Source organism: Bremerella sp. TYQ1, assembly GCF_020150455.1.
GTDB classification, from domain to species: Bacteria; Planctomycetota; Planctomycetia; order Pirellulales; family Pirellulaceae; genus Bremerella; species Bremerella volcania_A.
Genome location: NZ_CP083740.1, coordinates 2,863,444 through 2,888,180, shown reverse-complemented (window position 1 = coordinate 2,888,180; position 24,737 = coordinate 2,863,444). Strand labels below are relative to the sequence as shown.

Annotated in this window: 29 protein-coding genes; 18 read left to right on the top strand and 11 right to left on the bottom strand. The window is 54.9% G+C overall.

Features of this window, described 5'->3' with window-relative positions:
* Positions 1–120: 120 nt before the first annotated feature.
* The 4 genes from LA756_RS11395 (at position 121) to LA756_RS11380 (ending at position 2,793) form a co-directional block, all read left to right on the top strand.
* Entirely contained in the window at positions 121–1,005 is an 885-nt protein-coding gene (locus LA756_RS11395; RefSeq protein WP_224440000.1) for a DUF1559 domain-containing protein, read from the top strand.
* Between the two features lie 86 nt (positions 1,006–1,091).
* A complete protein-coding gene (locus LA756_RS11390; RefSeq protein ID WP_224439999.1) occupies positions 1,092–1,490 on the top strand; it encodes a carboxypeptidase-like regulatory domain-containing protein in 399 nt (132 codons plus the stop codon).
* Between the two features lie 168 nt (positions 1,491–1,658).
* On the top strand, positions 1,659–2,066 hold the full coding sequence (locus LA756_RS11385) for a hypothetical protein (RefSeq protein WP_224439998.1): 408 nt from the start codon (positions 1,659–1,661) through the stop codon (positions 2,064–2,066).
* 106 nt (positions 2,067–2,172) lie between these two features.
* Positions 2,173–2,793, top strand: a complete 621-nt coding sequence (locus tag LA756_RS11380; RefSeq protein WP_224439997.1) for a heme-binding protein — start codon at positions 2,173–2,175, stop codon at positions 2,791–2,793.
* Positions 2,794–2,798: 5 nt separating this feature from the next.
* On the opposite strand, the gene LA756_RS11375 is transcribed toward LA756_RS11380, so the two are convergent.
* Entirely contained in the window at positions 2,799–3,653 is an 855-nt protein-coding gene (locus tag LA756_RS11375) for a hypothetical protein (RefSeq protein WP_224439996.1), read from the bottom strand.
* Positions 3,654–3,980: 327 nt separating this feature from the next.
* Between LA756_RS11375 and LA756_RS11370 the strand changes: the two genes are divergently transcribed.
* Positions 3,981–4,946, top strand: a complete 966-nt coding sequence (locus tag LA756_RS11370) for a PIG-L deacetylase family protein (RefSeq protein ID WP_224439995.1) — start codon at positions 3,981–3,983, stop codon at positions 4,944–4,946.
* Between the two features lie 27 nt (positions 4,947–4,973).
* Here LA756_RS11370 and LA756_RS11365 read toward each other — a convergent pair whose 3' ends face one another.
* A complete protein-coding gene (locus LA756_RS11365) occupies positions 4,974–5,570 on the bottom strand; it encodes a hypothetical protein (protein ID WP_224439994.1) in 597 nt (198 codons plus the stop codon).
* Positions 5,571–5,597: 27 nt separating this feature from the next.
* Positions 5,598–6,059 (bottom strand): cupin domain-containing protein, encoded by a 462-nt coding sequence (locus LA756_RS11360; protein WP_224439993.1) that lies wholly within the window; start codon positions 6,057–6,059, stop codon positions 5,598–5,600.
* Between the two features lie 207 nt (positions 6,060–6,266).
* On the opposite strand from LA756_RS11360, the gene LA756_RS11355 reads away from it, so the two are divergent.
* The 3 genes from LA756_RS11355 (at position 6,267) to LA756_RS11345 (ending at position 7,731) form a co-directional block, all read left to right on the top strand.
* On the top strand, positions 6,267–6,635 hold the full coding sequence (locus LA756_RS11355) for a hypothetical protein (RefSeq protein WP_224439992.1): 369 nt from the start codon (positions 6,267–6,269) through the stop codon (positions 6,633–6,635).
* Positions 6,636–6,783: 148 nt separating this feature from the next.
* Positions 6,784–7,251, top strand: a complete 468-nt coding sequence (locus LA756_RS11350; protein ID WP_224439991.1) for a hypothetical protein — start codon at positions 6,784–6,786, stop codon at positions 7,249–7,251.
* A 45-nt stretch (positions 7,252–7,296) separates the two neighbouring features.
* Positions 7,297–7,731 carry a hypothetical protein gene (locus tag LA756_RS11345; RefSeq protein ID WP_224439990.1) on the top strand — a complete coding sequence of 145 codons (435 nt, stop codon included), beginning with the start codon at positions 7,297–7,299 and terminating at the stop codon, positions 7,729–7,731.
* Here the strand turns inward: LA756_RS11345 and LA756_RS11340 are convergent.
* Both LA756_RS11340 and LA756_RS11335 read right to left on the bottom strand, forming a co-directional pair.
* A complete protein-coding gene (locus tag LA756_RS11340) occupies positions 7,713–8,288 on the bottom strand; it encodes an SMI1/KNR4 family protein (RefSeq protein ID WP_224439989.1) in 576 nt (191 codons plus the stop codon). The two genes, LA756_RS11345 and LA756_RS11340, sit on opposite strands and share 19 nt — an antisense overlap.
* A 147-nt stretch (positions 8,289–8,435) precedes the next feature.
* Entirely contained in the window at positions 8,436–9,356 is a 921-nt protein-coding gene (locus LA756_RS11335) for a DUF1559 domain-containing protein (RefSeq protein ID WP_224439988.1), read from the bottom strand.
* 502 nt (positions 9,357–9,858) lie between these two features.
* Here LA756_RS11335 and LA756_RS11330 point away from each other — a divergent pair.
* Complete coding sequence (locus LA756_RS11330; RefSeq protein WP_224439987.1) at positions 9,859–10,302, top strand: hypothetical protein; 444 nt, start codon at positions 9,859–9,861, stop codon at positions 10,300–10,302.
* A gap of 289 nt (positions 10,303–10,591) precedes the next feature.
* Here the strand turns inward: LA756_RS11330 and LA756_RS11325 are convergent, their stop codons facing one another.
* A complete protein-coding gene (locus LA756_RS11325; RefSeq protein WP_224439986.1) occupies positions 10,592–12,103 on the bottom strand; it encodes a 2-isopropylmalate synthase in 1,512 nt (503 codons plus the stop codon).
* Between the two features lie 551 nt (positions 12,104–12,654).
* Here LA756_RS11325 and LA756_RS11320 point away from each other — a divergent pair.
* From LA756_RS11320 to LA756_RS11310, 3 genes are all read left to right on the top strand, one after another.
* Complete coding sequence (locus LA756_RS11320) at positions 12,655–12,897, top strand: hypothetical protein (RefSeq protein WP_224439985.1); 243 nt, start codon at positions 12,655–12,657, stop codon at positions 12,895–12,897.
* 116 nt (positions 12,898–13,013) lie between these two features.
* Positions 13,014–13,514: a hypothetical protein gene (locus LA756_RS11315; protein ID WP_224439984.1), complete on the top strand. Its 501-nt coding sequence runs from the start codon at positions 13,014–13,016 to the stop codon at positions 13,512–13,514.
* Positions 13,515–13,538: 24 nt separating this feature from the next.
* Complete coding sequence (locus LA756_RS11310) at positions 13,539–14,771, top strand: hypothetical protein (RefSeq protein WP_224439983.1); 1,233 nt, start codon at positions 13,539–13,541, stop codon at positions 14,769–14,771.
* A gap of 14 nt (positions 14,772–14,785) precedes the next feature.
* On the opposite strand, the gene LA756_RS11305 is transcribed toward LA756_RS11310, so the two are convergent.
* A complete protein-coding gene (locus tag LA756_RS11305; RefSeq protein ID WP_224439982.1) occupies positions 14,786–15,160 on the bottom strand; it encodes a hypothetical protein in 375 nt (124 codons plus the stop codon).
* 281 nt (positions 15,161–15,441) lie between these two features.
* Here LA756_RS11305 and LA756_RS11300 point away from each other — a divergent pair, with 281 nt between their 5' ends.
* Positions 15,442–15,720, top strand: coding sequence for a ferredoxin family protein (locus tag LA756_RS11300; protein ID WP_224439981.1), 279 nt, complete (start codon positions 15,442–15,444; stop codon positions 15,718–15,720).
* 294 nt (positions 15,721–16,014) lie between these two features.
* A complete protein-coding gene (locus LA756_RS11295; protein ID WP_224439980.1) occupies positions 16,015–16,329 on the top strand; it encodes a hypothetical protein in 315 nt (104 codons plus the stop codon).
* 95 nt (positions 16,330–16,424) lie between these two features.
* On the opposite strand, the gene LA756_RS11290 is transcribed toward LA756_RS11295, so the two are convergent.
* The 3 genes from LA756_RS11290 to LA756_RS11280 all read right to left on the bottom strand — a co-directional run bounded on the left by LA756_RS11290 (position 16,425) and on the right by LA756_RS11280 (position 19,003).
* A complete protein-coding gene (locus LA756_RS11290) occupies positions 16,425–17,393 on the bottom strand; it encodes a metallophosphoesterase (RefSeq protein ID WP_224439979.1) in 969 nt (322 codons plus the stop codon).
* A 53-nt stretch (positions 17,394–17,446) separates the two neighbouring features.
* A complete protein-coding gene (locus LA756_RS11285; protein WP_224439978.1) occupies positions 17,447–17,893 on the bottom strand; it encodes a hypothetical protein in 447 nt (148 codons plus the stop codon).
* 114 nt (positions 17,894–18,007) lie between these two features.
* A complete protein-coding gene (locus tag LA756_RS11280) occupies positions 18,008–19,003 on the bottom strand; it encodes a DUF1559 domain-containing protein (protein WP_224439977.1) in 996 nt (331 codons plus the stop codon).
* A 533-nt stretch (positions 19,004–19,536) separates the two neighbouring features.
* Between LA756_RS11280 and LA756_RS11275 the strand changes: the two genes are divergently transcribed.
* The 4 genes from LA756_RS11275 (at position 19,537) to LA756_RS11260 (ending at position 23,233) form a co-directional block, all read left to right on the top strand.
* Positions 19,537–20,601 carry a 3-isopropylmalate dehydrogenase gene (locus LA756_RS11275; protein ID WP_261362102.1) on the top strand — a complete coding sequence of 355 codons (1,065 nt, stop codon included), beginning with the start codon at positions 19,537–19,539 and terminating at the stop codon, positions 20,599–20,601.
* A gap of 133 nt (positions 20,602–20,734) precedes the next feature.
* Positions 20,735–21,511 carry an SDR family NAD(P)-dependent oxidoreductase gene (locus LA756_RS11270; RefSeq protein ID WP_224439975.1) on the top strand — a complete coding sequence of 259 codons (777 nt, stop codon included), beginning with the start codon at positions 20,735–20,737 and terminating at the stop codon, positions 21,509–21,511.
* 137 nt (positions 21,512–21,648) lie between these two features.
* A complete protein-coding gene (locus LA756_RS11265) occupies positions 21,649–22,008 on the top strand; it encodes an STAS domain-containing protein (RefSeq protein WP_224439974.1) in 360 nt (119 codons plus the stop codon).
* Positions 21,989–23,233: a GspE/PulE family protein gene (locus LA756_RS11260; RefSeq protein ID WP_224439973.1), complete on the top strand. Its 1,245-nt coding sequence runs from the start codon at positions 21,989–21,991 to the stop codon at positions 23,231–23,233. Before LA756_RS11265 ends, LA756_RS11260 begins: the two co-directional genes overlap by 20 nt.
* Before the next feature lie 249 nt (positions 23,234–23,482).
* On the opposite strand, the gene LA756_RS11255 is transcribed toward LA756_RS11260, so the two are convergent.
* Positions 23,483–24,556: a hypothetical protein gene (locus tag LA756_RS11255; RefSeq protein WP_224439972.1), complete on the bottom strand. Its 1,074-nt coding sequence runs from the start codon at positions 24,554–24,556 to the stop codon at positions 23,483–23,485.
* Positions 24,557–24,737: the final 181 nt, after the last annotated feature.

Genomic DNA, 24,737 nt, shown 5'->3' with positions numbered 1-24,737 from the left:
CAAGCGTGATTCCCGCACTCATAACCCCATTCCATGAACGGATCACGAAATTGCTATTCCGGGGCTTCGGAATAGAAGTCTTATCTCCTATCTCATCATCATGCACTTGAAGGAGTTTCTATGGCATTGCGCCGAGGTTTTACACTCGTCGAACTTCTAGTCGTCATTGCGATTATCGGAGTTCTAATTGCCTTATTGCTTCCTGCCGTGCAGCAGGCTCGTGAAGCTGCTCGAAGAATGGAATGCACCAACAAGATCAAGCAGTTGCTGATCGCTTCGCATAACGTTCACGATACGTACCGTGTCTTTCCGCCGGCTGGTGGTAAGTCTGGTGCGCACAATGCTCGAGTCGAACGTAAGGGTCCTTTCAACAACCTGGCTGGATCGTTCTTCTTTCATTTGCTGCCATACATCGAAGAAAACGCCCTCTACGACAAAGCGATTGACGCCGGCGGCAACATGGATAGCACCGTTAATAGCCGACGTGTGAACAACTATATCATCGAAGCGTATCGTTGCCCTTCGGAACGCAGCCCGGCGGGGGCAAGTGGGTATGGTTACCCGACAGGGCCTGATGGAACGCACGCAGTATGTAACTACGGCGTGAACTTCATGGCGTTTTGCGACCAGTCGAACAACAACCAGGAAGGGGCGTCGAACATTGCTTCGATCACCGATGGTCTTTCCAATACAGTTTTCTTTGGAGAACGATACGGCCAGTGCACTTCAAGCAAGTCGAGCTTGTGGGCGAACTCGTCAGGAACATGGGCTCCGCAGATCTGTCGCGGACGCAATCCAAATGGCGGAGCATGTCCTGTTCCCCAGATCACGCCGGTTTATACCAGTGCCGGCGATTCGAGCAGCGGTGGAAGTTCGCCTCACCCTGGCACGATGAACATCGGCCTGGGCGACGGAAGCGTGCGCGGCGTCGCCGGCACCGTGGAAGCTGCTGTCTGGCAAAACCTGACCAACCCAATCGATGGAAACGTGGTTGGCGAATACTAATGCTCGGCTGATTCTTAATCCAATTTGCCCATCGCGGTGAGCCATTTCATCGCGGCGGGACTTTCACCTCCCAACAGGATGGAACCATGAAGTCCTCAATCCTCTCCGGTTCGCTGTGCGCGCTGCTCGTAGCTTTGCTTTGTGTCGGTTGTACTAGCGAAGCAAAAGTTTATTCTGGCACCGTCAGCCTCGACGGCAATCCCCTCGAGAACGCCGGCGTTCAGCTCATTGCGAATAGTAGTTCGGCTCGCGGCGAACACTACAGCACGACCGATTCCAGTGGAAAGTTCACCATTGCCAGCGATCCCAACAATCCCATCACCGCTGGCGAGTACTCGGTGGTCGTCGATAAAGTGCCTGCCGAAATGGGCGGCCAAAGCATCGTGCCGAATCAGTACCGTAGTCAAGAGAAAACTCCGCTAAAGGTGTCGATCTCTGCGGACCAAACGACCATTCCGGCCATCGAATTGAAGAGCAAGTCGTAAACGCGGTCGCTTGCGGTGCGCAGATGGCGAAGAGACGTGGGGTGGCTTCGTTATGATACGAATAAAATGCTAGTAATAGCTTCCTCCATCTGCTAAAAATCACCCCCATACGGGGCGAACGTAGTATACGCTTGCCATAGTACTTCTTGGCATTAAGAGAAAAGTTCCATGACAAGCAATTTGCCCTTGGCAATCATCGCCGGGACCATCGCCGCGGTGATTGGTGCCGCTATCTGGGCCACCGTTACGTTGGTGACTGGTTATCAACTTGGCATCATCGCCGTCGGTATCGGTTTTCTCGTGGGGATTGCCGTGCGTCTGGGCGGCAACGGTGGATCGCCGGTGTTCGGGATTGTCGGAGCCGGGCTTTCCTTGTTTGGCTGTGTTCTGGGGAACTTCCTGGCCATCATCGGCATGGTGGCTGACAGTGCCGACGTCAGCTACGTCTCGGCGCTGTTCGGTTTCGACTACAGCTACACCTTCCAACTGATGTACGATACCTTCTCGCCGATGGACTTGGTCTTCTACGGGATCGCGATCTACGAAGGCTTTAAGTTTGGAACCGTGGAAGAGTAAAGCTTCCATGGATTCCAGCGGTTGAAACCGGTGTTATCTGGTGCGCTCGTTTGCGGTTTTGGATTTTCAGAACCGCAATTTAGGCCACCAGATAAGGAATCGGACGATGAAGACCGCGCTCATAGCTGGATTATGCTCGCTAGGAATCTTATTGGTTTCTTCGGCAGTGGCATCGGCCGACGATGCGCCTGGGCATGCCAAGCCCGCCGAAGTCGACGCGCCGCTTCCTGAAGGCTGGCCGGAACCAACCGCGCCTGGCGAGATCGCCGTGAAGGAGTATCCCGCCTATCGCAGTGCGGTCGCCCAAAGCGGCATGAAGATGGATCGGGCTGACAATCTTCTCTTCTGGCAGTTGTTCGCTCATATCAAAGCGAACGACATCGCCATGACTGCCCCCGTCGTCAACACCTACAGCGGCGAATCAAAAGACGACCGCAAAGTGGAGATGGAGTTTCTCTACCGCACCACGAAGCAGGGCAGCACCGGTGACGGACTCGGTCAGGTCGACGTCTTGGATCATCCCGGTCGAACATTCGTCACCATCGGCGTCCAGGGAAAAATGAATGAGAAGGTCTACCAAGCCTCGCTCGAGAAACTAGAAAACTGGCTCGCCGATCATCCTAAGTGGAAACGCAACGGCGACCCACGTCGGCTCGGTTATCACGGCCCCATGACCGATCAAGAAAAGCGTCTCTGGGAAGTTCAAATTCCAGTCGAAGCTAAGTAACCTGGTCACGCATCCACCGGCTCGTCCAATCGCTTAATCCAAGGATAGCCAACGCCACGGGTTCCGTACGTCATGGGATAGAGCAGCAGGACAAAGATCGGAACCAATGTTATCACCCCGATCGGTACGTCGGCATCACCATAGCCGGTAAACAACCAATGTAGTACGGCATAGGCAAGGGGAATGGTGATCACGGCACCGAATGCTCTCCAGTAAATCTTACGACGTGTCCGCTTCTCTCCATAAAGAAGCGGACTGGCAACGACCGCAACGGTCACGGCAACTGTAAGCAGTGTGCAAACGTCGGCAGCATAGCCGGGCCAGTACTTTTCGTCCGGTGAGATTTCTGCCAAAGCAAAACGCCACATCTGGCAAACGAACGCGACCGCTCCGATTCCAAGCAGCATACGTCCGATCGAAAACTGTGGCACACTCCATTTTCTGCCAGGGCCAAGGACTCTCGGTACGATGTAACTGTTAATCGCGACGAATGCCACCAGCAAGCCGATTTCCAGCGTTGAATAGTGCAGTCTTGTGTGAAGGTTTCTAAAGAGAATTGGATCAGGATCGTCCAACAGCCGGCAATAGATTGCCAGAAAACCTAAGCTTGCCCAACGAAGCCAAAACGGACCACGGCCGACGCCGATCCAAAAACCGAGCATGATGCCATGAAGCATTATCGCCAAGCGATATTCATGGACCGCGTTGCGCGCCCAATCGATGAGCCCAATATGGGCGACTGCCAGAAGACATAGCGTTACAATCGCGAAAGGCTTCGGAGCAGCAGTTTTCGGCGTCGGAGGCTCCTCTTCGCCACGTTCGGCGCGACGTTGAGCGTTCAATTGATCGAGCCAGTCCACGTTTGCCTCTTCTAAGGGGAAACCCGCTGTCGATGGGCAAGCTCTGGATAGCATCGCCGATGTCACCGCCAGTGTAAGAGCGAAATTCACGCCGCTCAACGTTTCATGCTCGATATTTTCTTCGGCTTGCTATTTGCCACCAGGTAGGTATGCGGATCTCCGACTTTCCTTAAAATGATGTCACGATCTATTTCCTGGCTTAAAATGGAATAAATCGAGTTGGTTTGACGGTTTCAGGGCTCGACTTTGTTGGCCTGGCGTGGCTATGCTGGGAAGCTAATGGCCAATTAAACGTCTCCGGTTCTCTCTCCTCGCAGTGACTTTCCTATGCAGTTGTTGACGCGAAAAATGTTCGTTTGTTCGTTGTTGTCGGTCGTGGTTGCGGCTGTCAGTTTTCAAGTGGCGGTCGCTCAACAGGCCTCAGCTCAATCCACCACCGATGGTACCCATCGGCAGGATGATAAGAAGCTGCGGATCATTTGTTTCGGGGCTCATCCGGACGATGCCGAATACAAGTGTGGCGGCACGGCCATCAAGTGGGCCCAGCAGGGGCATCACGTGAAGTTGGTTTCCGTTACCAATGGCGATATTGGACATTGGCAGATGGCCGGCGGAGAACTGGCCCAACGGCGTGCTAAGGAGTCGGCCGAAGCGGCCAAGCGAATGGGCGTGGTGTCGGAGGTGCTCGATATTCATGACGGCGAGCTGATGCCAACGCTCGAAAACCGCCGTACGATCACACGCCTGATTCGGGATTGGAAAGCGGACATTGTGATCAGTCACCGTCCTTGGGACTATCATCCCGACCACCGTAGCGTCGGCGAATTGGTCCAAGATGCTGCGTTCATGGTGATGGTTCCTTACTTCTGTCCCGATAGCCCGGCTTTGAAAGAGAATCCGGTCTTTCTTTATTCGAGCGACCGATTCCTGAAGCCTTATCCGTTTCGACCCGACGTCGCCGTCGCTCTAGACGATGTGTTCGACGCCAAGATTGATGCCCTGTCGGCGCTCGAATCACAAGCGTACGAAGGGGGCGCGCTCGGCAGTCCAGAGTTCGTCGCTCAAGTTCCTCCAGCTTCGAAGCCAGAGCTGCGGCGCAAATGGCTGCACGACCGCTGGGTCGAACGCCAAGGCGCGGAAGCCAAGCGATTCCGCGGCGTATTGCAGCAGTGGTACGGAGAAGAAGCAGGCAGTCAAATCGACTTTGCCGAAACGTTCGAGGTATGCGAATACGGCCGTCAGGTCACGCCGGAAGAATTGCGAGAACTGTTTCCGTTCTTCCCTGAAGACTAGGCTCGCCGTTCCAACGGCGCCTCAAGCTCAGGTATCTTGCCAATAAAGCTTGCCGTCGCTCATCCTGCAGACGACTGCGGCGTGCGGATCGAGTCCGGACATTACCCAGATACGAAATGCTCGGCCTTGCGCGGCGGATTCGAACTCAGCGGACTGCTCAACTAGGAAGTCGTACATCGCTTGAGCATGGTCGGTGATGACTTTCGCTTCGGTTTCTCCAAGTTCTTCGAACCGGGTAAAGATGCCAGCGTTAAGCTCTCCGCTTGGCTGAATTCCAAACGCGACGCCATCGTAAACAAGCGTCGCGCCATTGAGGAACTGCTGCATGACGTGGCGGTAGTACGGTTCCCGGGTCTTCAGCAATCGACTATCGAGCACTGCATACGCTTCCGGCGGGTTACCGGCCAGCTTCGGCAGAAGATACGAGCCGCCCCAAGCGACAGCGATCATACCAACGGCAATCCCGCCGGCAAGCTCGGTCAATGCTCCGAACCAATAGAGCACCAGCATCAGCGTGCCCAGGTATTGGGCCGGGTATACGATCTGATAGAACCACAGATACCACCACGGCGCCGGCGTCATTTCGTGGGGGAGATCGGACGGGGACTGAAATGGATTGTTCATGCTCAGTTTCAATTCCCAGGAAGAAGATCATGGCTTGATGGGGTGGTCGTGCTCATCCAGTTTTTCGGTGAGCGATTCGCCTTTGACGCCAGCATAAAAGACAACGATCTCGGCGTCGACACGTCCGTTGTTCTGACCCCAGTGCGGCTTGTCGACCACTTCGATCAGGGAGTCGCCTGCGTTCATCTTCAAGTGCTTGCCGTTCTCCATGTGGACATCCAGTTCTCCACGTAGCAGCACGCCAGCGTTGATGACCGGATGAATATGCAGCGGCGTTCTTTCCCCTGCGGGAATGATGATCCTCAAGATCGTGATCTCTGGCTGCCCTTTCGGATAGCTCGGCAGCGGCTTGCCATCCCACGCGTCGGTTGACTTCACCAGCGTGGTGACCTTCAAAGGCCCTTCGTTATCGTGTGCCATCGCGATGCCGAGTCCCGCGAGCACGAGAAACGAACACGAAACTACCAAGCACTGTAGAAACCGAATCATGAGAACCCCTTTTCATGCGGAAGCGATGGTTATTAACCGGAAATAACGCGTGTCTGCACGGTCGCTCTGGGCTGAAAATAACCCACCTAATATAGGACGAAATCGACGTCCGTTCCGAGGAATTCTCCGTTTTCGTTCTGGGCATACCATTTGCGGCCTTCAGCGAGTGAGTCGTTGCACGAATTTTTGAGACGAGGAGAACCCTTCATGAATCCGTTTCAGGCCATGGCCGTTTTAAATATTGTTGTAGGAAGTGGGCGTATCGCCCTGGGCTATCTGATGTTGGAACAAGGGGCGTCGTACGTCAGCCAACTGATTGATAGCCCTTGGACCTACATCGTGAGTGGTTGCCTATCTATCTTGTTCGGCATAGGTAACTGGCTGCGTTGGCAGTTGGCAACGCTGGGGTCTATCTTGATGATCGCTTTGTCGATTTATGACAGCCAGTATGGTGCTGCCAATCAAGACTGGCGTTTCTGGGCTTTGAGCGTCAATGCCTCGATTTTGACGACGCTCGTGCTGTGGTCGTACGTCGATACGGCCAAGGAAGTGAAAGCTGAGAGCTCCGCCGGCTAATCGTCGGCACATCGGAAGTGGAGAAACCTTTGGTTCGCTTGCGTTCCTGCCGGTTATTCGGCACGCAGTCGAATGTCGGAACAAATCGATGGCTGGTATTGTCTGGCAAAAACGATGACGCCCAGGCCTGCGGCGATACAATAGAGTTATGGATGACTCGACGGAAGATCCTGAACACCTTGCTCAGATCCATTCGCAGTGGCGGTGGATTGCAGATGTTTTGTGGCTTGGCTTTGCGATGTTGCTCGCAGTGGTGGGGCTCGTCGTTTGGCTGATAACGGGGAATGTAAACCATTTTTATGGTTTCCTGTTCTATGCAATATTTCCCGTTATTGGCTTGTTGCACAATCACTTCATTCTTTTCCGGAGAAGCAAAGACCCTGTTCAAACGCAGAGGCGTCTCGAAAAGCAGTACCACAAGCAGCAAGTCAACGCGCGTAAAACCTCTCGCTTCAATGGCTGGATAATGTTGATTGCCGCGCCGGTAATCGCTTTGGTTTCTGTCGGTGAAGGGGCGAAAGAAGGCGTTCTGCAAGCTGTTCTCGGAGCAGCCTTCAGCGCGGCTTGGGCTGTCGCCGCATGGTACAGCATCCGCTGGGGATGCCGTGGGAAATGATCTGCGTTGCGGCTTTCAATTCGTTGCCATTGTGTAAGGTCTGCCATGGAATTCTTTCCAAAGCAGTTTCGTATCCGGCACGCGATCTATGGATTGGTCGGGCTGATGATGATCGGTTGTACGGCCGATTATTATGCGTGGAAAGCGCGCAAAACCGACGCGATGGAGGTCGTATCCGATCTCGGTGGTAAGGCGTTCGGCCTAGGAGGCTGGCCGCTGCGGCAAGAGTTTAATATCAAGTTTACCCGCCCGCTGACGCCGGAAGAACTCGACCGGCTGACCGTTCTCAACTTGCTGCCACCGCGCGGAATTGTGGCGGTGGCATTCGATTGCGAGATTACGCCGCAACAGTTGGAGGCGGCGAAAGGGAAGCTTTCCGAATGCCTCGTGTTTCAGCCGAAGGATGTCCAGCCGAACGTCGAAGCCTGCGACGCGGAAGAACATTCCTCCCCGGAAGCGGCTCAGGCCGAATCAACCTGATTGGTGATCTCGCGTTCGTTGACGAAGTATTCAGAAAGCGTCGTCGCCGTCCACTCCATTGCCGGATTCCATGACGCCCAGGTACCAAAGCAAAGCTTCAAGTCATCTTCCTTGGCGAAGGGGTCGTACAGCATGCTGGCGTCGTCACCACGTGTGTTGAGCAGCAACGAGCGGCAAACTTTGGTCCCTTGTTCGTGCCCATAGTCGTCGTCATCTTCGATCGCGAACTCATCGCTCTGGCAAAGCTCCCACAAGTCGGAATCGCCCTCGCGAAGCCAGCACCAATCTTCCAGCGGTCGAAGGTCGTAGATGCTGTTGTCGCAAAGCATCCATCCGTTCGAGACGCGATAGAACGCGCGGACATCTTCCGGCAGCGTAATTCCCAGGCGCGATTCGGTTGCCTCGATTTGATCGTCGGTGGCCGGCGGGTAACCGAGCCAGCGTTTGTCGCGTGCTTCTTGAGGCACTTCGGCCCAGTTCAAACGCTCTTCACGCGAAGCCAGTTCGGCCGAATACGACTGTAAGAATGCCGTCCAATCCGTTTCGTTCATGCTCATCAATCACGTCCCCTGTACCATGTCTGCCATTGACGCATCCCTGGTATACCACATTCATCGGGGGAGTTCACGCAATAAAAAAAGGTGACATGCCAGGCCCACGGCAATGCCACCCCGTTTCGACTTATGTAATGCTTGGAGATTACACTACGGCATCGTGAAAACTTCGCCGCCGGAACGTGTATGCATCGCGACAACCGTTTCCAGGTCGGTAGTTTCCGAAAGGAATCGCACGCTGCCATCCCCCAACGAAACCATCGCGCCCGCAGGATGAAAGCTGTACAGCCCTTGCTGATTGCAAACGTTGATCACCTGTTGATAGGTCGTCGTTCCGTCCGACTCGGCCGAGCAATCGTCGTTGTAACTGCGAAGTCGCAATGCTTGAGGACCTGCCCAGGCCGACCAGCCAGGCTGCGTGGTCATCGGCGTCGTTTGAGCTTTGCCATTGATATACAGCACCGGTCGAGCACTCACTTCGCCCAGCAGTACTGTGTTCGATAGCCCGTCGGTGAACTTGGCCATCGGAGTCGCCGCGTTCGAGTCGAGTCCCACGTCCAGCGTGTCGCCCCCAGGCCAGACCCACGTTTGCAGGCGCACGTAATAGTCGCCTGGTCCGCCGTAACGATCTGCGATCAATGTCGATTCAGTCGGCCCTGTCGAAAGCTGAACCTGGCGGTCACCGTTGGGTGTCGAAGGGCAGACGAACAAGTCGACCTGCGTTCGCACTAAGTCTTGGTTGTCTTCATGAAAGTGGGGCAGGTTCTCGTTGTATAACTCGGCCAGGTTGCCTTGTTCGATGTAGGGCAAAATGGCGGTCGGCCAGCCAGAGAAAACAGAGTTCGCGCCGTCGTACACGCCAGTGATTCGTGCTTGAGGAAACCCTTTGTGGACGTCGGCATAGTTGTGAAAAGCGAGGCAGATTTGCTTGAGGTTGTTCGAGCATTGCATCCGCCGCGCCGCTTCGCGAGCCGACTGAACGGCCGGCAACAACAAAGCAATCAGAATCCCAATAATGGCAATCACAACGAGCAACTCAACCAGCGTAAAACCGTGACGGCGAATGGTCATAAATCTCTAAAACAGGAAAAACAATGTGACAGACTGCGAGGCGATTTTCGTTAGCGAAACACTCGCTTGGGCCTCGCCTTCCTCGCTTCGTAGGCATGCGAAACGTTCGTCCGCAAGCACGACGCAGGAAGGGGATCTCCAGAAAGCAAATGCAGTACCATGCTGTATTCCCCAGCAAGAATCGTCGATTTCAGCCAGCTTCGTCCCCATCGCCCATGCCGCACGCGTATCATCTGTCGAGTGAAATTACGTGGGTGTCGGTTGAACTAACATCGACGCGCCGACATGTTTGATCGGCTTGAGTATGGTTGCCATAGGAAGGTGGTCTCGGCTCGCGTCAGAAATGCACAAAACGAAATCTTTCTCGTTGAGTGTTTCCCGCTGGCAGCCGGCCTGATCGACCCAGTAAGATAGAGCCACTATTGCCCGGCCGCCTACGACGAACGGTTTATGCCGGACTCATTGAGCACGCAACGAAGACTACCTAGCCGAAAGTAATGGCATGTCGAATCCTTACTCCAGTCCCAGCTCGAACAACCCGTCGCACAACTCGACTGCCAAGGGAGCCGTATCGGCCCCGGCCATTGCTCTGATGGTGGTTTCGATCATTGCCATCGTGCTCGGCCTGCTTGGATTGGTCGGCGATGTCTTTTTGATACTCTCCGGCGCGATCGAACGTCTGGAAGAGAACGATGCCCGCGCGGTTTCGCGTTACACATCTATCTTGGTCCGCACCGTCTGGGGCATCTTGCTTCTGGTCGCCGCCACCTTCGTGCTGTATGGCGCCGTGCAGATGAAGTCGCTGACCAACTACTCCATCGCCAAAGCGGCCGCGATCGTCGCCATGATCCCCTTGCTCGGCCCTTGCTGTGTGCTAGGCATCCCCTTCGGCATCTGGGCCATCATCGTCCTAGGAAAACCAGAAGTCCGCGACGCGTTTCGATAAGGGGAAAGGGCAACTCGCAAGTGATCCGGTCCTACGATCGAATCTCTTTCAAACGCCTGGGTGCCATGCCGCCGTCCGCGTCGGCATGCTGTTCCGAGTTGAAAGCAATCCGAGGTATGTGTCCGGTAATGGTCTGGGACAAACCTCGTTCGGTTAGTTAGGTCGAGTGTGATTCACATGCCGACGAAGACGACGGCATGGCACCCAGGGTGGGTGAGGGTATATAAAAAAAGCCCGGCGAGTTATCGCCAGGCTTCTTTTCTTTGGGATTGATTTCGCAGGTCGGTTTCTAACCGCAGATTCGGTTTACTGCGTCCAGGATGGCGTGGACGGTTGCTTCGACGGTGTCGGTCGAACTGCCTCGTCCGCGTGCTGTCTTTTTGTCAGACTCGATTTCGACGGTCACTTCGCCCAACGCGTCTCGGCCGAGCGTCGCGCTGTGGACTTGGAAATCTTTACAGGTAATCGGCACGCCGGTGATCCGTTCGATCGCCCAAAAGGCAGCGTCGATCGGGCCATCGCCTTCGGAAACCTCGGCGGTCTTCGATTCGTCGCCACGCTTGAGGGTCATGGTGACTTGCGGTTCTTTGCCGGTGCCGTGGCTGACGTCCAGGTAATCGAGGACCCAGCCGTGACGAACTTCGCCGCGGATCTGTTGATCGCAGAGCGACGCGATGTCGCCGTCGTAGATGTCTTTCTTCTTATCGGCCAACTTCTTGAACTCGTCGAACACCTCTTGCAATTGTTCGGCGGTGAGATGGTAACCGAGCGCTTTCGCACGATCGGACAACGCCGCGCGGCCGCTGTGCTTGCCGAGAACGAGATCGGTCTTTTCGAGCCCGACATCTTCCGGACGCATGATTTCGTAAGTGGTCGGCTCTTTGAGCATCCCATCCTGGTGAATGCCGGACTCGTGCGCGAACGCGTTGCGACCGACGATCGCTTTGTTGCGCTGGACTTGAAGCCCGGTAATGTTGGACAACAAACGGCTGGTCGGAACAAGTCGCTTGGTGTTGATCTTGGTCTCGACGTTGTAGTAGTCGTGCCGCGTGCGAAGAGCCATCACGACTTCTTCCAACGAAGCATTGCCGGCACGTTCGCCGATGCCGTTGATGGTGCACTCGATCTGACCGGCGCCTGCTTCGACGCCTGCCAAGCTGTTGGCGACCGCCATGCCGAGATCGTCGTGGCAGTGAACGCTGATCACCGCTTTGTCGATGTTAGGGACGCGGTTCTTAAGATCGGAGATGACCTTAAACATATGATTCGGCGTGGCGTAGCCGACCGTATCGGGAATGTTGACGGTGGTCGCCCCGGCATCGATCGCCGCTTCAACCACTCGGCAAAGGAAGTCGGGCTCGGTACGCGAAGCATCTTCCGGCGAGAACTCGACGTCGTCGCAGAACGAAGCGGCAAGCTTCACGCCATCGACCCCGCGGGTAATGATCTCGTCCGGCGTCATGCGAAGTTTGAATTCGCGATGAATGGCACTCGTGGCGAGAAAGACATGGATGCGAGGCTGCTCGGAATGCTTGAGGGCTTCCCAAGCTCGCTCGATATCTTTGGGATTGCAGCGAGCCAAACCGCAGATCGAAGCGCCCCGAATGTTGGTGGCGATTTCTTTGACCGACTCGAAGTCGCCCGGCGAAGCGATCGGGAAGCCCGCTTCGATGATGTCGACACCGAGGTCGACAAGCGCTTGAGCGATCTCCATTTTCTCTGCGCGATTCATGCTGGCGCCAGGCGACTGTTCGCCGTCGCGGAGAGTGGTATCGAAGATTTTGATGTGTGAGTTATTCATAAGTGTTCAGGTATTATACAGGAGTGTACAGGCAAAATGCTCGAAACGTGCATCGGAATTGCGCGGGCTGTACGTGAACAGGCCGCAACCAATCTCAAAGCCGGCCGCAAGCCGGCCCGGCTAGGAGGAGGCACGGCACGCTGACCACTCCTGGTTGAACGATCGGATGAGTCATCGGACGTTGGTTTAGGTTTGAGGGTAACTTACGTCAACGAAAAAAGCCCTAAGGTGTTGGGCCTTAGGGCTTTTGGTGATCTCGTTTTGTGCGAACGTGAAACCTTCCCTAACACCCGGGGGTGATCAGCAGCAGTGGCAGCAGTAGGAGGTTTTGATTCATAGTTAAATCTTGCTCGCAGGCATTTGGTTTTGCTATGAATGACTCTACTCCCAGGGCTGGGTTCGGTCAACCCGGCGTATTTTCGCAAGATTAGGTTTCGTCAGACCTTAACGGCAATTTGAGGAAAACCTGGGGGCCGAATTGCCGATTAGTTCCAGCAGTGGGACTTCTTTCGCACGTCCTTTTTCCGCATAAACCACGAGTATACCGGACCATGTCCGAACGCTTGGACATCACCAACGAACCTGAATTCGGCAAGTCTCAGCCGAGCGAGGACCCAGCGCGTAAACCCCGCCCGTATCTAGGGGTTAAGTTCGATTGCTGCGGGATCTATTCGCGGATCTATCAGAATAAAGCCGGTACACACTACGTTGGTAATTGCCCCAAATGTGCCAAGCAAATCCGCATCCGGATCGGCTACGGCGGCAGCAGCAATCGCTTCTTTACGGCGTATTAGAAGTCGCCGGCCGTTGATGCTATCGTGGGTGATAGCACCCCATTCGACGTCCATCTTGAGTCGTCGAACCAATTTACGTACGATCTGCCGCCCCAACTTTTTGGAATTTGGCTGCCATGATCGACTTCGACATCCAACGCTGTACCAAGAAATGCCACGCAACCGAGCGCGAGCTGCGACCTGGCGACGAGTACTTCTCGGTCCTTGTGCCCGAAGGAGCGGAAGTCGTTCGGCGAGATTTCAGTAAAGAGGCATGGGAAGGCCCGCCTGAGGACGTCATCTGCTGGTGGAAAGCCACCGTCCCAGATCCGCAGTCGACCAAGGTCAATTGGGCTCCGCACGATATCATGCTCGATCATTTCGAGCGTCTCCTGCAAGATCCGCAGCAGCAAGATGCCGCCTACGTGGTGGCGTTGTTGATGGTCCGCCGCAAGATTGTCCGACTGGAAGATTCGGAAAAAGGAGACGACGGGATCGAACGTCTCGTGCTTGTCGGCCTCAAGCGGGAAGGCAACTACAAGATTCCGGTCGTCGAACCAACCGCCCAGCGGATCGTGCAGATTCAGGACGAACTGACATCGCTGTTGCAAACCGGGGACGAACCCGCCGACGAGTAACTCACGTAACGCAAGGATGCGACTGTGACACAATTCAAATTGAAGTGGATTGCCGCGATCTTGCTGGTCGGATTGGCCTGTGGGGCAGGGTGTCCGCAGTTCACGCAGCCGGTCGATCCCATGTATCAGGCCCCGGTCGTGTTCAATGCTCCGCCCACCATGGAGCAGTTGATGGCGCAAGTCAACTTGAACACCCAGAAAGTCCAGTCGCTCGAATCGACAGGGGCGACGCTCGGCTTAAAGGGCTTTCCTTCGATTCGTGCTCAGATCTTTATGATGCCGCCGATGAAGTTTCGCATGATCGGCGAGACCGCACTGACTGGGCAGCTTCTCGACATTGGTAGTAACGAACAAGAATTTTGGGTCTGGGGCCGCGGATTCAACTCGCCTGGGCTGATGTATGCTCGGCATGATGAATTCAATCGCTCGATGGCAAAGACAATGCTTCCGGTCGAACCGAGCTGGGTTGCCCAGGCGATGGGCTTGGCTCACTTCGACCCGAACGACTTCCATCAAGGGCCATTCCCGACGGCATCAGGCAACTACGAAATTCGCACGACGATGAATTCGTCCGCTGGTCAAATCACCAAAGTGACCGTGATCGACAAGCAGTACGGCTACGTGCTGGAGCAGCATATGTACGACTCCGCGGGGCAACCGATCGCTTCGGCGTTGGCCTCGAATTATCGGTACGATCCAAGCTATGGCGTTTCGCTTCCCTACAAAGTCGATATTCGCCTACCGAAGTCTGGCATCGACTTCTCGGTTTCGGTTATTGGATATCGTATCAATCAGCTGACCGAAGGAACGGGAACGTTCACCCGACCGCGTCGACCTGATGTGCCGGAGATCAACCTGGTGGGTAACGCCGGGCAATCGATGCCGACGAGTCAGGCTTACGGCAGTGGGCAACCGTTGCCAAGCGGTCAGCCACTTCCCAGCGGCCAGCCAGATTACTCAACGGGTCAGTACCCAAATGGGCAGTACCCAGGAAATCAGTACCCGGCCAATCCGCAGCCGATTCAAAGCAATGGTCAGATGCTGCCCTCAGGTCAGCCAGTGCCAGGAGGGAACTTTGCTCCTGTCCAGCAGACGCCGCCGAGCGGTTATCCGCAAGCGACGCCAAACTATCCCACTTCCGGTGGTGTTCCTCTGGGAAGCAACATCCCGGCAGGGAACACGAGCGCCGTGCGACCGGTCTATGAAACGGCCGCGCAGCAAGACTTTAATTCGCCACCGATTCGCGGGCTGCGATGAGCGTCTATCGCTTCTTAAGACATGCCGGGAATCTGAAGCCGTTCGGCCGAAGCATCTTGCAAGGCCGTTTGCAGCCGCTGTTCGGCACCGCGGTCTTGGAGTTCCTGCAGAACAATTCGGCGGGCAGCGACCGTTAGAAATGTCGTGAAGCGGGAAGAGCCATCAAAACGACGGAGTATCTCCAGGTCGTTCTCTGCGAGACGCTCAAACGTTGCGACGACCACCGCGTCAGCCTCTTTGGGGGTAAGCGTCCACTTCTGAGTTTGCCGGGCGTGCTGAACTACTTGAACCACCGTGCTGGCATAGCGGTCGATAAAACGCCGCCAGTGGAGGGCAGGGGAATCGAAGAGATCTTCGAGCAGTTGCCGGTCGGTGGAGTCGGTTTTCATAGGGATACACTTTAGGGGCAAAAGCAGGGAAATTGAGACTGGAGGAAACTAAACAACTTGAGACTTAAGCTCAATACAGGTTTTAGGTTCCGATATCAGGGCAAATGAGCCCTAGCTGCCTTGACACCTTATTGAGACAGGAATAAAAAACGAAAGGACGGTCGGATTCACGCTTCCATTCATAGTCGTGACTTGCGATCCGGGGCAAGACCAAGTGCGTGTCGACCCGAAACGAGAATTGAGTTTTCAACACTGCCTTTACTGGCTAGGAGATAGATAGGATGACTCACGTCGTCTGCGAACCGTGCTTCAACTGCAAGTATACGGACTGCGTTGTGGTGTGCCCCGTCGAGTGTTTCTACGAAGGGGACAAGATTCTCTACATCCATCCTGAAGAATGCATCGACTGCGAAGCGTGTGTTCCGGAATGCCCTGTCGAGGCGATCTTCCACGAAGACAACGTTCCGGAAGAATGGAACGGCTTCGTCGAATTGAATGCCGAAATGGCACCGCAGTGTGAATCGATCACCGAAAAGAAAGAGCCGCTGGCGGAAGACTAATCGCCACTCGGGCCACTTGCACTATACGAAAGAAGCCACGACCGAGCGTTGTGGCTTCTTTCGTTTCTTGGCATCCCTTCTGGAAATGCGGTCCGCGACTGGGCGTGAGCGCATAAGTCTCGCGGCGCAAAGAAGTCAAGCCGAATTAGGTCTTATTTTCGCGAGACATCATGTCTTGTGGTTTATTCGCCAGACTCGTATTGCTTCGCATTGTTGGCCAAGGTTAGGATGAAAAACTGCTTACTCGCCGCGACCGTTGCGGCCTTATCCAGTGAAAAAGGAAGGACCTATCTGATGAGTCAATTTACTTGCCAGTGCTGCCAGCAAGTTTTTGACAAAAGCAGTGATCCGTGCTTTGTAGTTCGTGTCACTGCGTTTCTCGAGATTGAGCCTTACTTCGATGAAGTCGACTACGACGATACCGACCGAGACAACCTGTCGGTGCTCGCCGATACGCTCGAACAGGTTTATCCGATCGAAGACCCGACGCTACACGAAGATCAGTCGCCCCGCGACTTTCGTCTTTGTCGCGAATGCTACCAACAGTTCATGCGAGATCCCGTAGGTCGCGAAGCATCCGCGGCATCGATCTCTTTCAGCGAGAACTAAGCACGTTCGTCAGCGCGCATTAGAAAACGCACCCTGATTGTCAGGATGCGTTTGCATTTCAGAGCACCGAGGCAGGTTTTCTGGAATTCTTGCCGCTACGCAAAGGGTTCGAGAAGCTTGCCATCCTGGCTGTCGGTCATATCGACATAGCTGTTGATCAACGTCCCGTCTCGGTTCAAATCGATCGTTGCGAAACCCATCGGTGTTCCGGAAACGCTGTTGTTTCCTTCGTAGTGGCCTGGCTTGACGAGTTCGTACTGCCACCACGCGCCGCTGAACGCGCCATTGCACAGGAAGCTTACGTTGGCGTACGAAAGCGTATCGATCACGTGCTCGTGACCTGAAAGAAAATAAACCGGTCGGGCACTCAATCGCTTGTCGACCAACGGATCGACGATCTGATGTTGCCGTTGAGACATCCCGCTGCCGATCCATTGCTGAGCCATGCAAATCGGCTGATGACTCATGATCAACATCGGCAGTTCGGAGTGCTGGTTGGCTTGGACATGCAGCCAGGCGAGTTGCTTTTCATCGAGAAGGCCTGAGTTGTTGCAATCGAGTACGACAATCAACCAGCCACCTTCGACAATGCTTAAGTAACGCGACTCTTGATGGAGCCGTTTCAGGACGTAGTCCTTGCCGTACATCGGATCTTGCTTGTCGGGTGCTGCCCACCACATGTCGTGATTGCCTAGTGCGGAGAGCATTCGCCATGGGCTCAACGGTTTTGCGACTACCTCGTCCCAGAGCTTCCACTGTTCAAGCACGCGTTCCCGGCTGATGTCGCCGTAATCGGCCGCATAAATCGAATCGCCGCCATTGAGCACCAAGTCGATCTCACCAGACTGAGCAATCGCAGCGGCGAGCAATCTTTCGCAGCGCTGCGGTGCTACCACTTCCGGGCGAATGTGGATATCGGTCAGGTGCAATATCCGCAGTGCTTCGTGCGGTTTCTCGAGCGGGGTGGCAGCAAACGGTCGTGCTTCTGCCGTCGTTGCGGCGGCCCCGAGCGTGAGTCCTAACGAAGTGCCAAGAAAGTGGCGTCGAGTGGTGGAATGCCCCATGGCTTGATTTCTTCTTCTACGTGTTGGTCGTTATCGCGATGAACGAGGGCTTGCTAGTTTTTCAAGTCCCACGCCAAGTCGCCATTGCCTACTTCGTCGATTTTGATCTTCAGCTCCGACTGCTGGTTGTAACGTTTGGGAATGAACTGCACCGGAATCGTTTGCGTCATGCCCACTTCCATGGAGGTCTTCGCCTTCTTGGAAAGCCCTTGAGGTGCTTCGTAGCGTGTCGATGTGATCCGAACGACCTTCTGTCCAGGCGACACATACATCTGGAAATGTCCATCATGAATCGATCCCGCGTAAGGACGTCCGCCAGGTTCCGTTGGCTCGAGGATGATCTTACCGCTCGACAATGGCTGTCCGTCGAAGGTGATATTACCGGAGACAGCAACGGTACCGTCGGCGCTTCCATTCGAGCAACCACCGATCAACGAAACGGCTAACGCCAAAGAAAACATCACCGCGGTGCAGGAACGATTTGGGAGAAGTCGGTTCATGGTAAGTCTCGTGTTAGAAGGTGTAACGTTTGCCTGGCTATGAAACCAAGCCTTGCCGAGACAGGAACTCCAAATCTCGGCAAAGCTGGTTGTCCATTCACATACCGCGTGCCATTAGAAGCTGCCTAAGACCTGACCGTCGCTGGTCGAGCCCAGGTTTCGCCACGTTTCCAAGTTGATCGTTTCCGGAATGAAACGAACCGATGCGTCGCCCAGCACAACATTCACGCCGCCTGGATGGTAGCTGCGTGCCGAGTTGCGGTAGCCGCCACTAGAGTTGTTGTCGTCGTAGCCAACGTCTTCGCACGGAGCGATTTGATCCCACTGACCGTTGGTGCATTCGTTGTCGTTGGTGTCGCTACGTACGATCAAGTCTGGCAGCGTTGTATTCGGGGCTTGCTGTGTCGAGAAGAAACCTTCGCCATGATTGGCGCCTTGCCAGTAACCGCCGGCATCGTAGATATGTCCAGCGCGGTTCGCTCCACGGATGATTGCTTCGCTACCCATTGCCGTGTTCGAGCTACCGTCGGTCAGGTTGTTAAAACCGGTGCTGGATTCGTAGTAGAACATCCCCTTGGTGTTGTTTGGAGGATTCGCCGTTCGCTTGAAGAAATCGCTTCCGTTACACAGCACGTAGTTACCGACCTGATTGCCGCGGCAGTAGGCAGGATTGTTCGGCTCGGAAGGGCAATTGAACATGTCGATCACCGCACCGCCGAGCAGGCTGCCTTGGAACTTTGACGGAATCGTATAAACGTACGAAACACCGCCGCTCAAGTTACCACCATCGGCTGACGGCGTGCGGATACATTCTTCGTAAACATCCTGCAGGGCCGTCTGTTCCACAAAAGGAAGCAGACGCTGGAACCAGCAGTCGCGATTGCCAATGTTTCCCAGGCGAAAACCATACGGAAAATTACCGTGGGTATCGTGATAGTTGTGCAGAGCCAAGCCAATTTGTTTGAAGTTGTTGGTGCACTGCATGCGTCGTGCGGCTTCACGAGCTTGTTGAACCGCAGGCAACAAAAGAGCAATGAGAATGCCGATAATGGCGATGACCACCAGCAGCTCGACGAGCGTGAAACCGGTCTTCCGAAGATGAAACGTCATGAGACTCTCCAAGCGATGAATAATTGAGAACGATTCGAGAAAAACGTGTGAAATACAGGCTTTTTCTGCCCTATAATCAGTTCCGTTCGTATCCGCGTACCGCTTCCTGGGACTACAAACAGAGCATGTCATCGTGACTCGGCTGCTGACTTGTTTCAGTGTAAGGGGGCCTCGTTATGGAATCCAACAAAGTTGACTTACAGGAAACATTTAAATCATACTTTCTTCACACCCTCTTCATGGGCTGGTGGGGGCCTGGTCGGTGGAACGAGTTCTGTTTGAGCGTGGCCGAGAAACCGCTTTGACTTCCGATGTAAGAAATCGCCATTCAAGAGGCCAGAGAAAGCGGGGGAATGGCACATTGAGGGCAAGTTGCGCTCGGCTGAGGACGATTCTGGTCCCGTTGTTCCTCCGTGAATTCATGGATAAACTGGAAGTTTGATCGAGCCCAGGCTTAATCGACTAAGCAAGCGGCGATCGGTCAGAATCTGGTCAACTCGAACAGCACCCTACCTTCCGAAAAGATGTCGAACATGAAAATTGCCGTTATTGGTGGAGATGGAACCGGGCCCGAAGTTACCGCAGAAGCCCTGAAAGTGATGGACGCGGCTGCGAAGCTGGAAGGTTTCAGCATTGAAAAGACCGAATTTGGATTCGGTGGTGACCACTATCTGAAGACCGGCGAAATTCTGCCTGAGGGTGCCGTCGACGAGTTGCGTAAGTTCGACGCCATCTTCCTCGGTGCGATCGGTCATCCTGACGTCGCCCCTGGTATTTTGGAAAAGGGTTTGCTGCTGCAACTTCGTTTCCAATTGGATCAGTACATCAATTTGCGTCCGGTGAAGCTCTACCCCGGCGTCGACACGCCGCTGAAGGACAAAGGTCCCGAAGAGATCGATTTCGTCGTTGTGCGTGAAAACACCGAAGACCTTTATGCCGGTGTGGGTGGTTTCCTGAAGAAGGGAACCGCGGACGAAGTCGCCACGCAGACCGCTATGTATACCCGTAAGGGATGCGAACGATGGCTACGCTGGGCGTTTGAATACACCCAAAAGCGAAACAACCCTAAAGGCAAGAAGCTGACGCTCGTCGCTAAAACCAACGTGCTGACTTACGGTCACGATTTGGTTTGGCGTACATTCCAGGAAGTTGCCAAAGATTACCCAGACGTCGAACCAGATTACAATCACGTCGATGCATGCTGCATGTGGATGGTCAAGAATCCGGAATACTACGACGTGATCGCGACGACGAACATGTTCGGCGACATCATCACCGACCTCGCAGGCATCCTGCAAGGTGGCATGGGGGTTGCAGCAGGTGGTAACATCAACCCAGACGCCGGTGGTACCAGCATGTACGAACCGATGGGTGGTAGTGCTCCGAAGTACACCGGTCAAAACGTGATCAACCCGATTGCGGCGATCAGTGCTGCGGCGATGCTGCTGGAACACAGCGGTCAGCCAGCGGCTGGGGCTCGCGTGTTGAAGGCGATTCAAACTGTCACCGGTACGAAGATGAAGAGCCAAAGCGCCGGCAAGATGGGCTACGGCACTTCCGAAGTGGGCGATTTGGTCGTCGACGCGCTCGGCTCCTAGTCGCCTGGCGTTTAATTGAAATCATGCGAGATGGCTACCGGCGCGAGCGCCGGCTAGCCATCTTTCGTGTCCGGACCGCCGTTGTGGCGTAAGCGTTTTCCACCGATTCCTATTTCGCCAGGAGTGAACGACGATGTCCGTGAAAAGTCTATTCAGCCTGACCGATCGTACCGCGCTGATTACCGGGGGAAGTAAGGGAATCGGCAAAGCGATTGCCAGAGCCTTCGCTGAAAGCGGAGCCAATGTCTGCATTACCGCGCGGCATGAAGATGAGCTCAAAGGAGCCGCCGACGAGATTGCCCAGGGACTGAGTGTCCAAGTCGAGTACCGTGTTTGTGACATGTCCGATCGGGCTGCGGTCGATGCCATGGCGATCGACGTGATGCAGGCCTTCCAGGGCGTCGACATTCTGATCAACAACGCAGGCACCAACAAACCCGAAAACTTAACGGAAACTACCGACGAAGTTTGGGATGAGGTGTTAGAACTTAACTTCACTGCATGCATGCGTTTGGCTCGACATGTCGTCCCTGGAATGAAGGAAAAGAACTGGGGACGAATCATCCATCTTTCGAGTGTCATGGCACTGGCTTCCAATCCTGGACGCGGACTGTATTCCGGGACGAAGGCAGCACTGATCGGGATGGCTCGGGCTCATGCGTTGGAGTTGGGCCCTTTCGGGATTACCGTCAACTGCATTTGCCCTGGCCCGATTGCCACCGACCTGCCGATGAGCTTGTTAAACGACGAGCAAAAACAGCGTTTCGCCGAGCGGACCGCCGTAAAAAGGTGGGGCGAAACAATCGATATGGTAGGGCCTGCGTTGTTGCTTGGTAGTGATGCGGGCGCCTACATTACAGGTAGTACCATCCTTGCCGATGGTGGACTGATTTGCCGAACGTTTGATTAACATGCTCTGCTGACATCGTTCCCATTCTGGAACATGAAGCGAGTCTCGTCCTGCACTCGAGCAAATCGAACAACAAGATGTGACCACTTAAAGACGCACGGCTTTGCTAACGCGGGGCCTGACGATTTGGCTTGCTCATGAATCTACAGATCATCTCGACGAAAGACAGCCACGTACACATCGCCATCTCTGGCAAAGTGAGCCAGGACGGCATTCCCCGAGATAAAGAGCCGATTGCCGGGCTGCTGGGGCCAGATGCTTACACGTTGACGGTGCTGTTGGATCTGAAAGATGCCGAAGTTATCGATTCCAGTGGAATTGGGTGGCTGTTGGTGTGTCACAAACGATTTGCCGAACATGGCGGACGCATGATCTGCTACTCGGCACCCCCGGCCGTAGCCAACGTTTTCAAGTTGATGCGGATGGATTTGGTCTTTGATAACGCGGCGAATGCCTCGGAAGCGGAGAAATTAGCTGGTGTCAACGTACAAGAATAACTCGCACGGAATTGACTTCTCTCACGTCGATCTGGCCAGCCTCGACCCGGAAGCCCAAATGCGGCTTCTGATCGAGCACGCTTCCATGACCGGCGCAAGCGACTTGTTTATCTTCGCCGGAGAGCCGGAATATCAAGTGGCAATGCGTTTGTGGGGGCGGATGCGGAACATCACCCGGCTTCCTGCTTCCGAAGGCAAACAGCTGCTGAACTATGTGAAGGCGCTCGCCGGCATCGATATCACCGAGCGTCGCCGTCCGCAGGATGGTCGTTGGATCTACCGCGACGACGAAAAGGTGATCGATCTTCGCTTGAATCTGATCCCGACGCGCGAAGGAGAAGACCTGACGATTCGCTTGCTCGATCGTAAGAATAACTTGCTCTCGATCGATCAGATTGGTCTCGGCCGGCACGACCGCAACGCGTTGATGGAAATGCTGCAGTCGGAATCTGGTTTGGTGTTAGTCACCGGACCAACTGGCACCGGGAAAACGACGACGCTCTATGCGTGTCTGCAGCATCTTAACGATGGCAACCGCAAGATTAACACGCTGGAAGATCCGATCGAATTCTCGTTGCCAGGTATTCGGCAATCGCAAGTGAACACCAAAGTCGGACTCGACTTTCCCGAACTGCTTCGCGGTGTGATTCGTCAGCAGCCCGACATTATCATGGTGGGCGAAATTCGCGACAAAGAAACCGCCGTAACCGCCGTTCGTGCGGCCAACAGTGGCCACCTGGTCTTCGCCACGCTGCATGCTCCTGTCGCAACTGGGGCCGTGCAAAGCATGTTGTCGTTCGACATTCATCCTTACTTTCTCGCCAGCTGCCTGCGGGGTGTGATCGCTCAGCGTTTAGTGCGTGTGCTCGATCCCGAATCACGGATGAAGTACGAGCTCGGCGCGACTGGCAACACGTTTGCCGATATCGAGCCGCTGTTGGAAGAGGGGCAAGGGACCTACTTCTATGGACCAGATCCATCCGCCGAAAACGAAGGCTACTGCGGACGAACGGCGATCTTCGAGATGGTCACGATCAATCGCACATTGCGCGATGCGATCATCAATCGCAAGCCGACTCTCGAACTTGAGCAGCTCGCCGAAGAGATGGGCATGATCACGTTCCGCAAAGCGGCCATGCTGAAAGTCGCCCAAGGCGAAACGAGCATGGAAGAAGTGTTCAAGAGCATTCCGGTCGAATATCTCGATCTGGAAACGACCGGGTAACTTCCCGCCGGCGTGTTCCGTTGCCAATCGAAAGCTGGAACCCAGTGGCAACGCGACTCGAACTCAGCTCGGTACAGGGTGGTCCCGGTTTTTAAACCGGGATGGCCGAAGGCCACAAGAAGCCATTGTATCGAGCTTGTCCCTGGTAGAGACATTGCCATCGCGTCTTCTCCTTGCAATGGCTTCCTGTCGGCTACGCCGATCCCGGTTTAAAAACCGGGACCACCCTGGCCGAAAGCTTTGCTCGCTTTAATCGTCGGTAAGTTCGATCGTTACCGGCGAGTTGGCGATGGCGTGTTCGTCGGTTACGCGTTTGCTGAGCAGTGGACGCGTGCCGCTGCATTTGTCCATTAGCGACTTCGCTTCCTGAAATCGGTAATAGGCATCGACGACCGGGGGCGGCAGTTGATTGGCGGCTTCTTTGGGCGAAGTGGCCAACCATTGATCGACGTTCCCGGTCGGGCGACTCGGACGGACGATCGACGTCAGGTAATCGAGCGGCGAATCTTTTCGGCGATGCTGAATCTCGTCGGCATACTTCCGCTTGGTACTTTGCCAGCGTGACTCTTCCTGAATGTAGCGATCGGCCACGCTTGCCGCATAGCGGTCGCCGGTTTGATAGATCGCCACCGTGTAACGCGTTTCCGGCAAGTCAGTTTCTTTGGAAGGACCGCCTGGAACGACCGGCTGACGAATCTTGGCCTGGCAGCGAACGGTCATGGTGTCGGCTGACCAGCTTTCAGGAACGGCCAGCACAATGCCCAGGATGGTCGTTCCTTCCAGGCTCGTTTGTTTGGTGCGATTGAAGCGGAAGTAAACCCCTCGGCCGCGATGGATCGTACCGCTGGCCGCCACCAGTTTCAGTTCGGGCAGAATGTCCATTTTTTCGACGGTGGCATGCTTACGATTAAAACCAACCGTCGCGTCGGCACCGAGGCTCTTGTCGAACCGCTCGTTCGCCGAAAGCTTGCCGTTGATATCGAGTTCGGTGCGATTCTCCTTCGAAATGTTCCCCGCGTAGGGACTTTGCAGCGTTGTTTGCGGCGAGAAGTCTTCGATTTGAATGCGTGGGTTGTGCGGTTCAATGAAGAACGTCGTCTCGATCAGGTCTTCCGAGATCCGCGAGTCGACCATCGTCGAGATCATCACGTCCATCTGCAAGAGACGATAACCAGGCCGCGCGTTTTGAAACTCCGGCGTGGTAACATCGTTGGCCGGTGTCAGATAGCCGACATCAAACTGAACGGGAGAAGCAGCCCAAGTCAGGGCAGGGGAGGTGGCAAGAATACTGACTGCCATCAGCGTGTAAAGAATGCGTACCATGTTTGCTAGCCTTTTCGATGCGAGTCCGTTGGGTCATCGCGGCGTCAAAGCAGGTCGCATTCCATGCGAAAGTGAGAGTCCCGTCCTTCCGTGCTTGCCGAATCCAATTCGATCAGTGGTCATGGTACGGTACGCATCGGCAGCGACAAGTGTTGGCTCCAAGAGGGCCAAAACATGGCAA

What these genes read in the sequence shown, in the direction of transcription:
- LA756_RS11395 (WP_224440000.1), top strand. Translation starts at nt 121, where the DNA reads ATGGCATTGCGCCGAGGTTTTACACTCGTCGAACTTCTAGTCGTCATT.
- LA756_RS11390 (WP_224439999.1), top strand. Translation starts at nt 1,092, where the DNA reads ATGAAGTCCTCAATCCTCTCCGGTTCGCTGTGCGCGCTGCTCGTAGCT.
- LA756_RS11385 (WP_224439998.1), top strand. Translation starts at nt 1,659, where the DNA reads ATGACAAGCAATTTGCCCTTGGCAATCATCGCCGGGACCATCGCCGCG.
- LA756_RS11380 (WP_224439997.1), top strand. Translation starts at nt 2,173, where the DNA reads ATGAAGACCGCGCTCATAGCTGGATTATGCTCGCTAGGAATCTTATTG.
- LA756_RS11370 (WP_224439995.1), top strand. Translation starts at nt 3,981, where the DNA reads ATGCAGTTGTTGACGCGAAAAATGTTCGTTTGTTCGTTGTTGTCGGTC.
- LA756_RS11365 (WP_224439994.1), bottom strand. Translation starts at nt 5,570, where the DNA reads ATGAACAATCCATTTCAGTCCCCGTCCGATCTCCCCCACGAAATGACG.
- LA756_RS11360 (WP_224439993.1), bottom strand. Translation starts at nt 6,059, where the DNA reads ATGATTCGGTTTCTACAGTGCTTGGTAGTTTCGTGTTCGTTTCTCGTG.
- LA756_RS11355 (WP_224439992.1), top strand. Translation starts at nt 6,267, where the DNA reads ATGAATCCGTTTCAGGCCATGGCCGTTTTAAATATTGTTGTAGGAAGT.
- LA756_RS11350 (WP_224439991.1), top strand. Translation starts at nt 6,784, where the DNA reads ATGGATGACTCGACGGAAGATCCTGAACACCTTGCTCAGATCCATTCG.
- LA756_RS11345 (WP_224439990.1), top strand. Translation starts at nt 7,297, where the DNA reads ATGGAATTCTTTCCAAAGCAGTTTCGTATCCGGCACGCGATCTATGGA.
- LA756_RS11340 (WP_224439989.1), bottom strand. Translation starts at nt 8,288, where the DNA reads ATGAGCATGAACGAAACGGATTGGACGGCATTCTTACAGTCGTATTCG.
- LA756_RS11335 (WP_224439988.1), bottom strand. Translation starts at nt 9,356, where the DNA reads ATGACCATTCGCCGTCACGGTTTTACGCTGGTTGAGTTGCTCGTTGTG.
- LA756_RS11330 (WP_224439987.1), top strand. Translation starts at nt 9,859, where the DNA reads ATGTCGAATCCTTACTCCAGTCCCAGCTCGAACAACCCGTCGCACAAC.
- LA756_RS11325 (WP_224439986.1), bottom strand. Translation starts at nt 12,103, where the DNA reads ATGAATAACTCACACATCAAAATCTTCGATACCACTCTCCGCGACGGC.
- LA756_RS11320 (WP_224439985.1), top strand. Translation starts at nt 12,655, where the DNA reads ATGTCCGAACGCTTGGACATCACCAACGAACCTGAATTCGGCAAGTCT.
- LA756_RS11315 (WP_224439984.1), top strand. Translation starts at nt 13,014, where the DNA reads ATGATCGACTTCGACATCCAACGCTGTACCAAGAAATGCCACGCAACC.
- LA756_RS11305 (WP_224439982.1), bottom strand. Translation starts at nt 15,160, where the DNA reads ATGAAAACCGACTCCACCGACCGGCAACTGCTCGAAGATCTCTTCGAT.
- LA756_RS11300 (WP_224439981.1), top strand. Translation starts at nt 15,442, where the DNA reads ATGACTCACGTCGTCTGCGAACCGTGCTTCAACTGCAAGTATACGGAC.
- LA756_RS11295 (WP_224439980.1), top strand. Translation starts at nt 16,015, where the DNA reads ATGAGTCAATTTACTTGCCAGTGCTGCCAGCAAGTTTTTGACAAAAGC.
- LA756_RS11290 (WP_224439979.1), bottom strand. Translation starts at nt 17,393, where the DNA reads ATGGGGCATTCCACCACTCGACGCCACTTTCTTGGCACTTCGTTAGGA.
- LA756_RS11285 (WP_224439978.1), bottom strand. Translation starts at nt 17,893, where the DNA reads ATGAACCGACTTCTCCCAAATCGTTCCTGCACCGCGGTGATGTTTTCT.
- LA756_RS11280 (WP_224439977.1), bottom strand. Translation starts at nt 19,003, where the DNA reads ATGACGTTTCATCTTCGGAAGACCGGTTTCACGCTCGTCGAGCTGCTG.
- LA756_RS11275 (WP_261362102.1), top strand. Translation starts at nt 19,537, where the DNA reads ATGAAAATTGCCGTTATTGGTGGAGATGGAACCGGGCCCGAAGTTACC.
- LA756_RS11270 (WP_224439975.1), top strand. Translation starts at nt 20,735, where the DNA reads ATGTCCGTGAAAAGTCTATTCAGCCTGACCGATCGTACCGCGCTGATT.
- LA756_RS11265 (WP_224439974.1), top strand. Translation starts at nt 21,649, where the DNA reads ATGAATCTACAGATCATCTCGACGAAAGACAGCCACGTACACATCGCC.
- LA756_RS11255 (WP_224439972.1), bottom strand. Translation starts at nt 24,556, where the DNA reads ATGGTACGCATTCTTTACACGCTGATGGCAGTCAGTATTCTTGCCACC.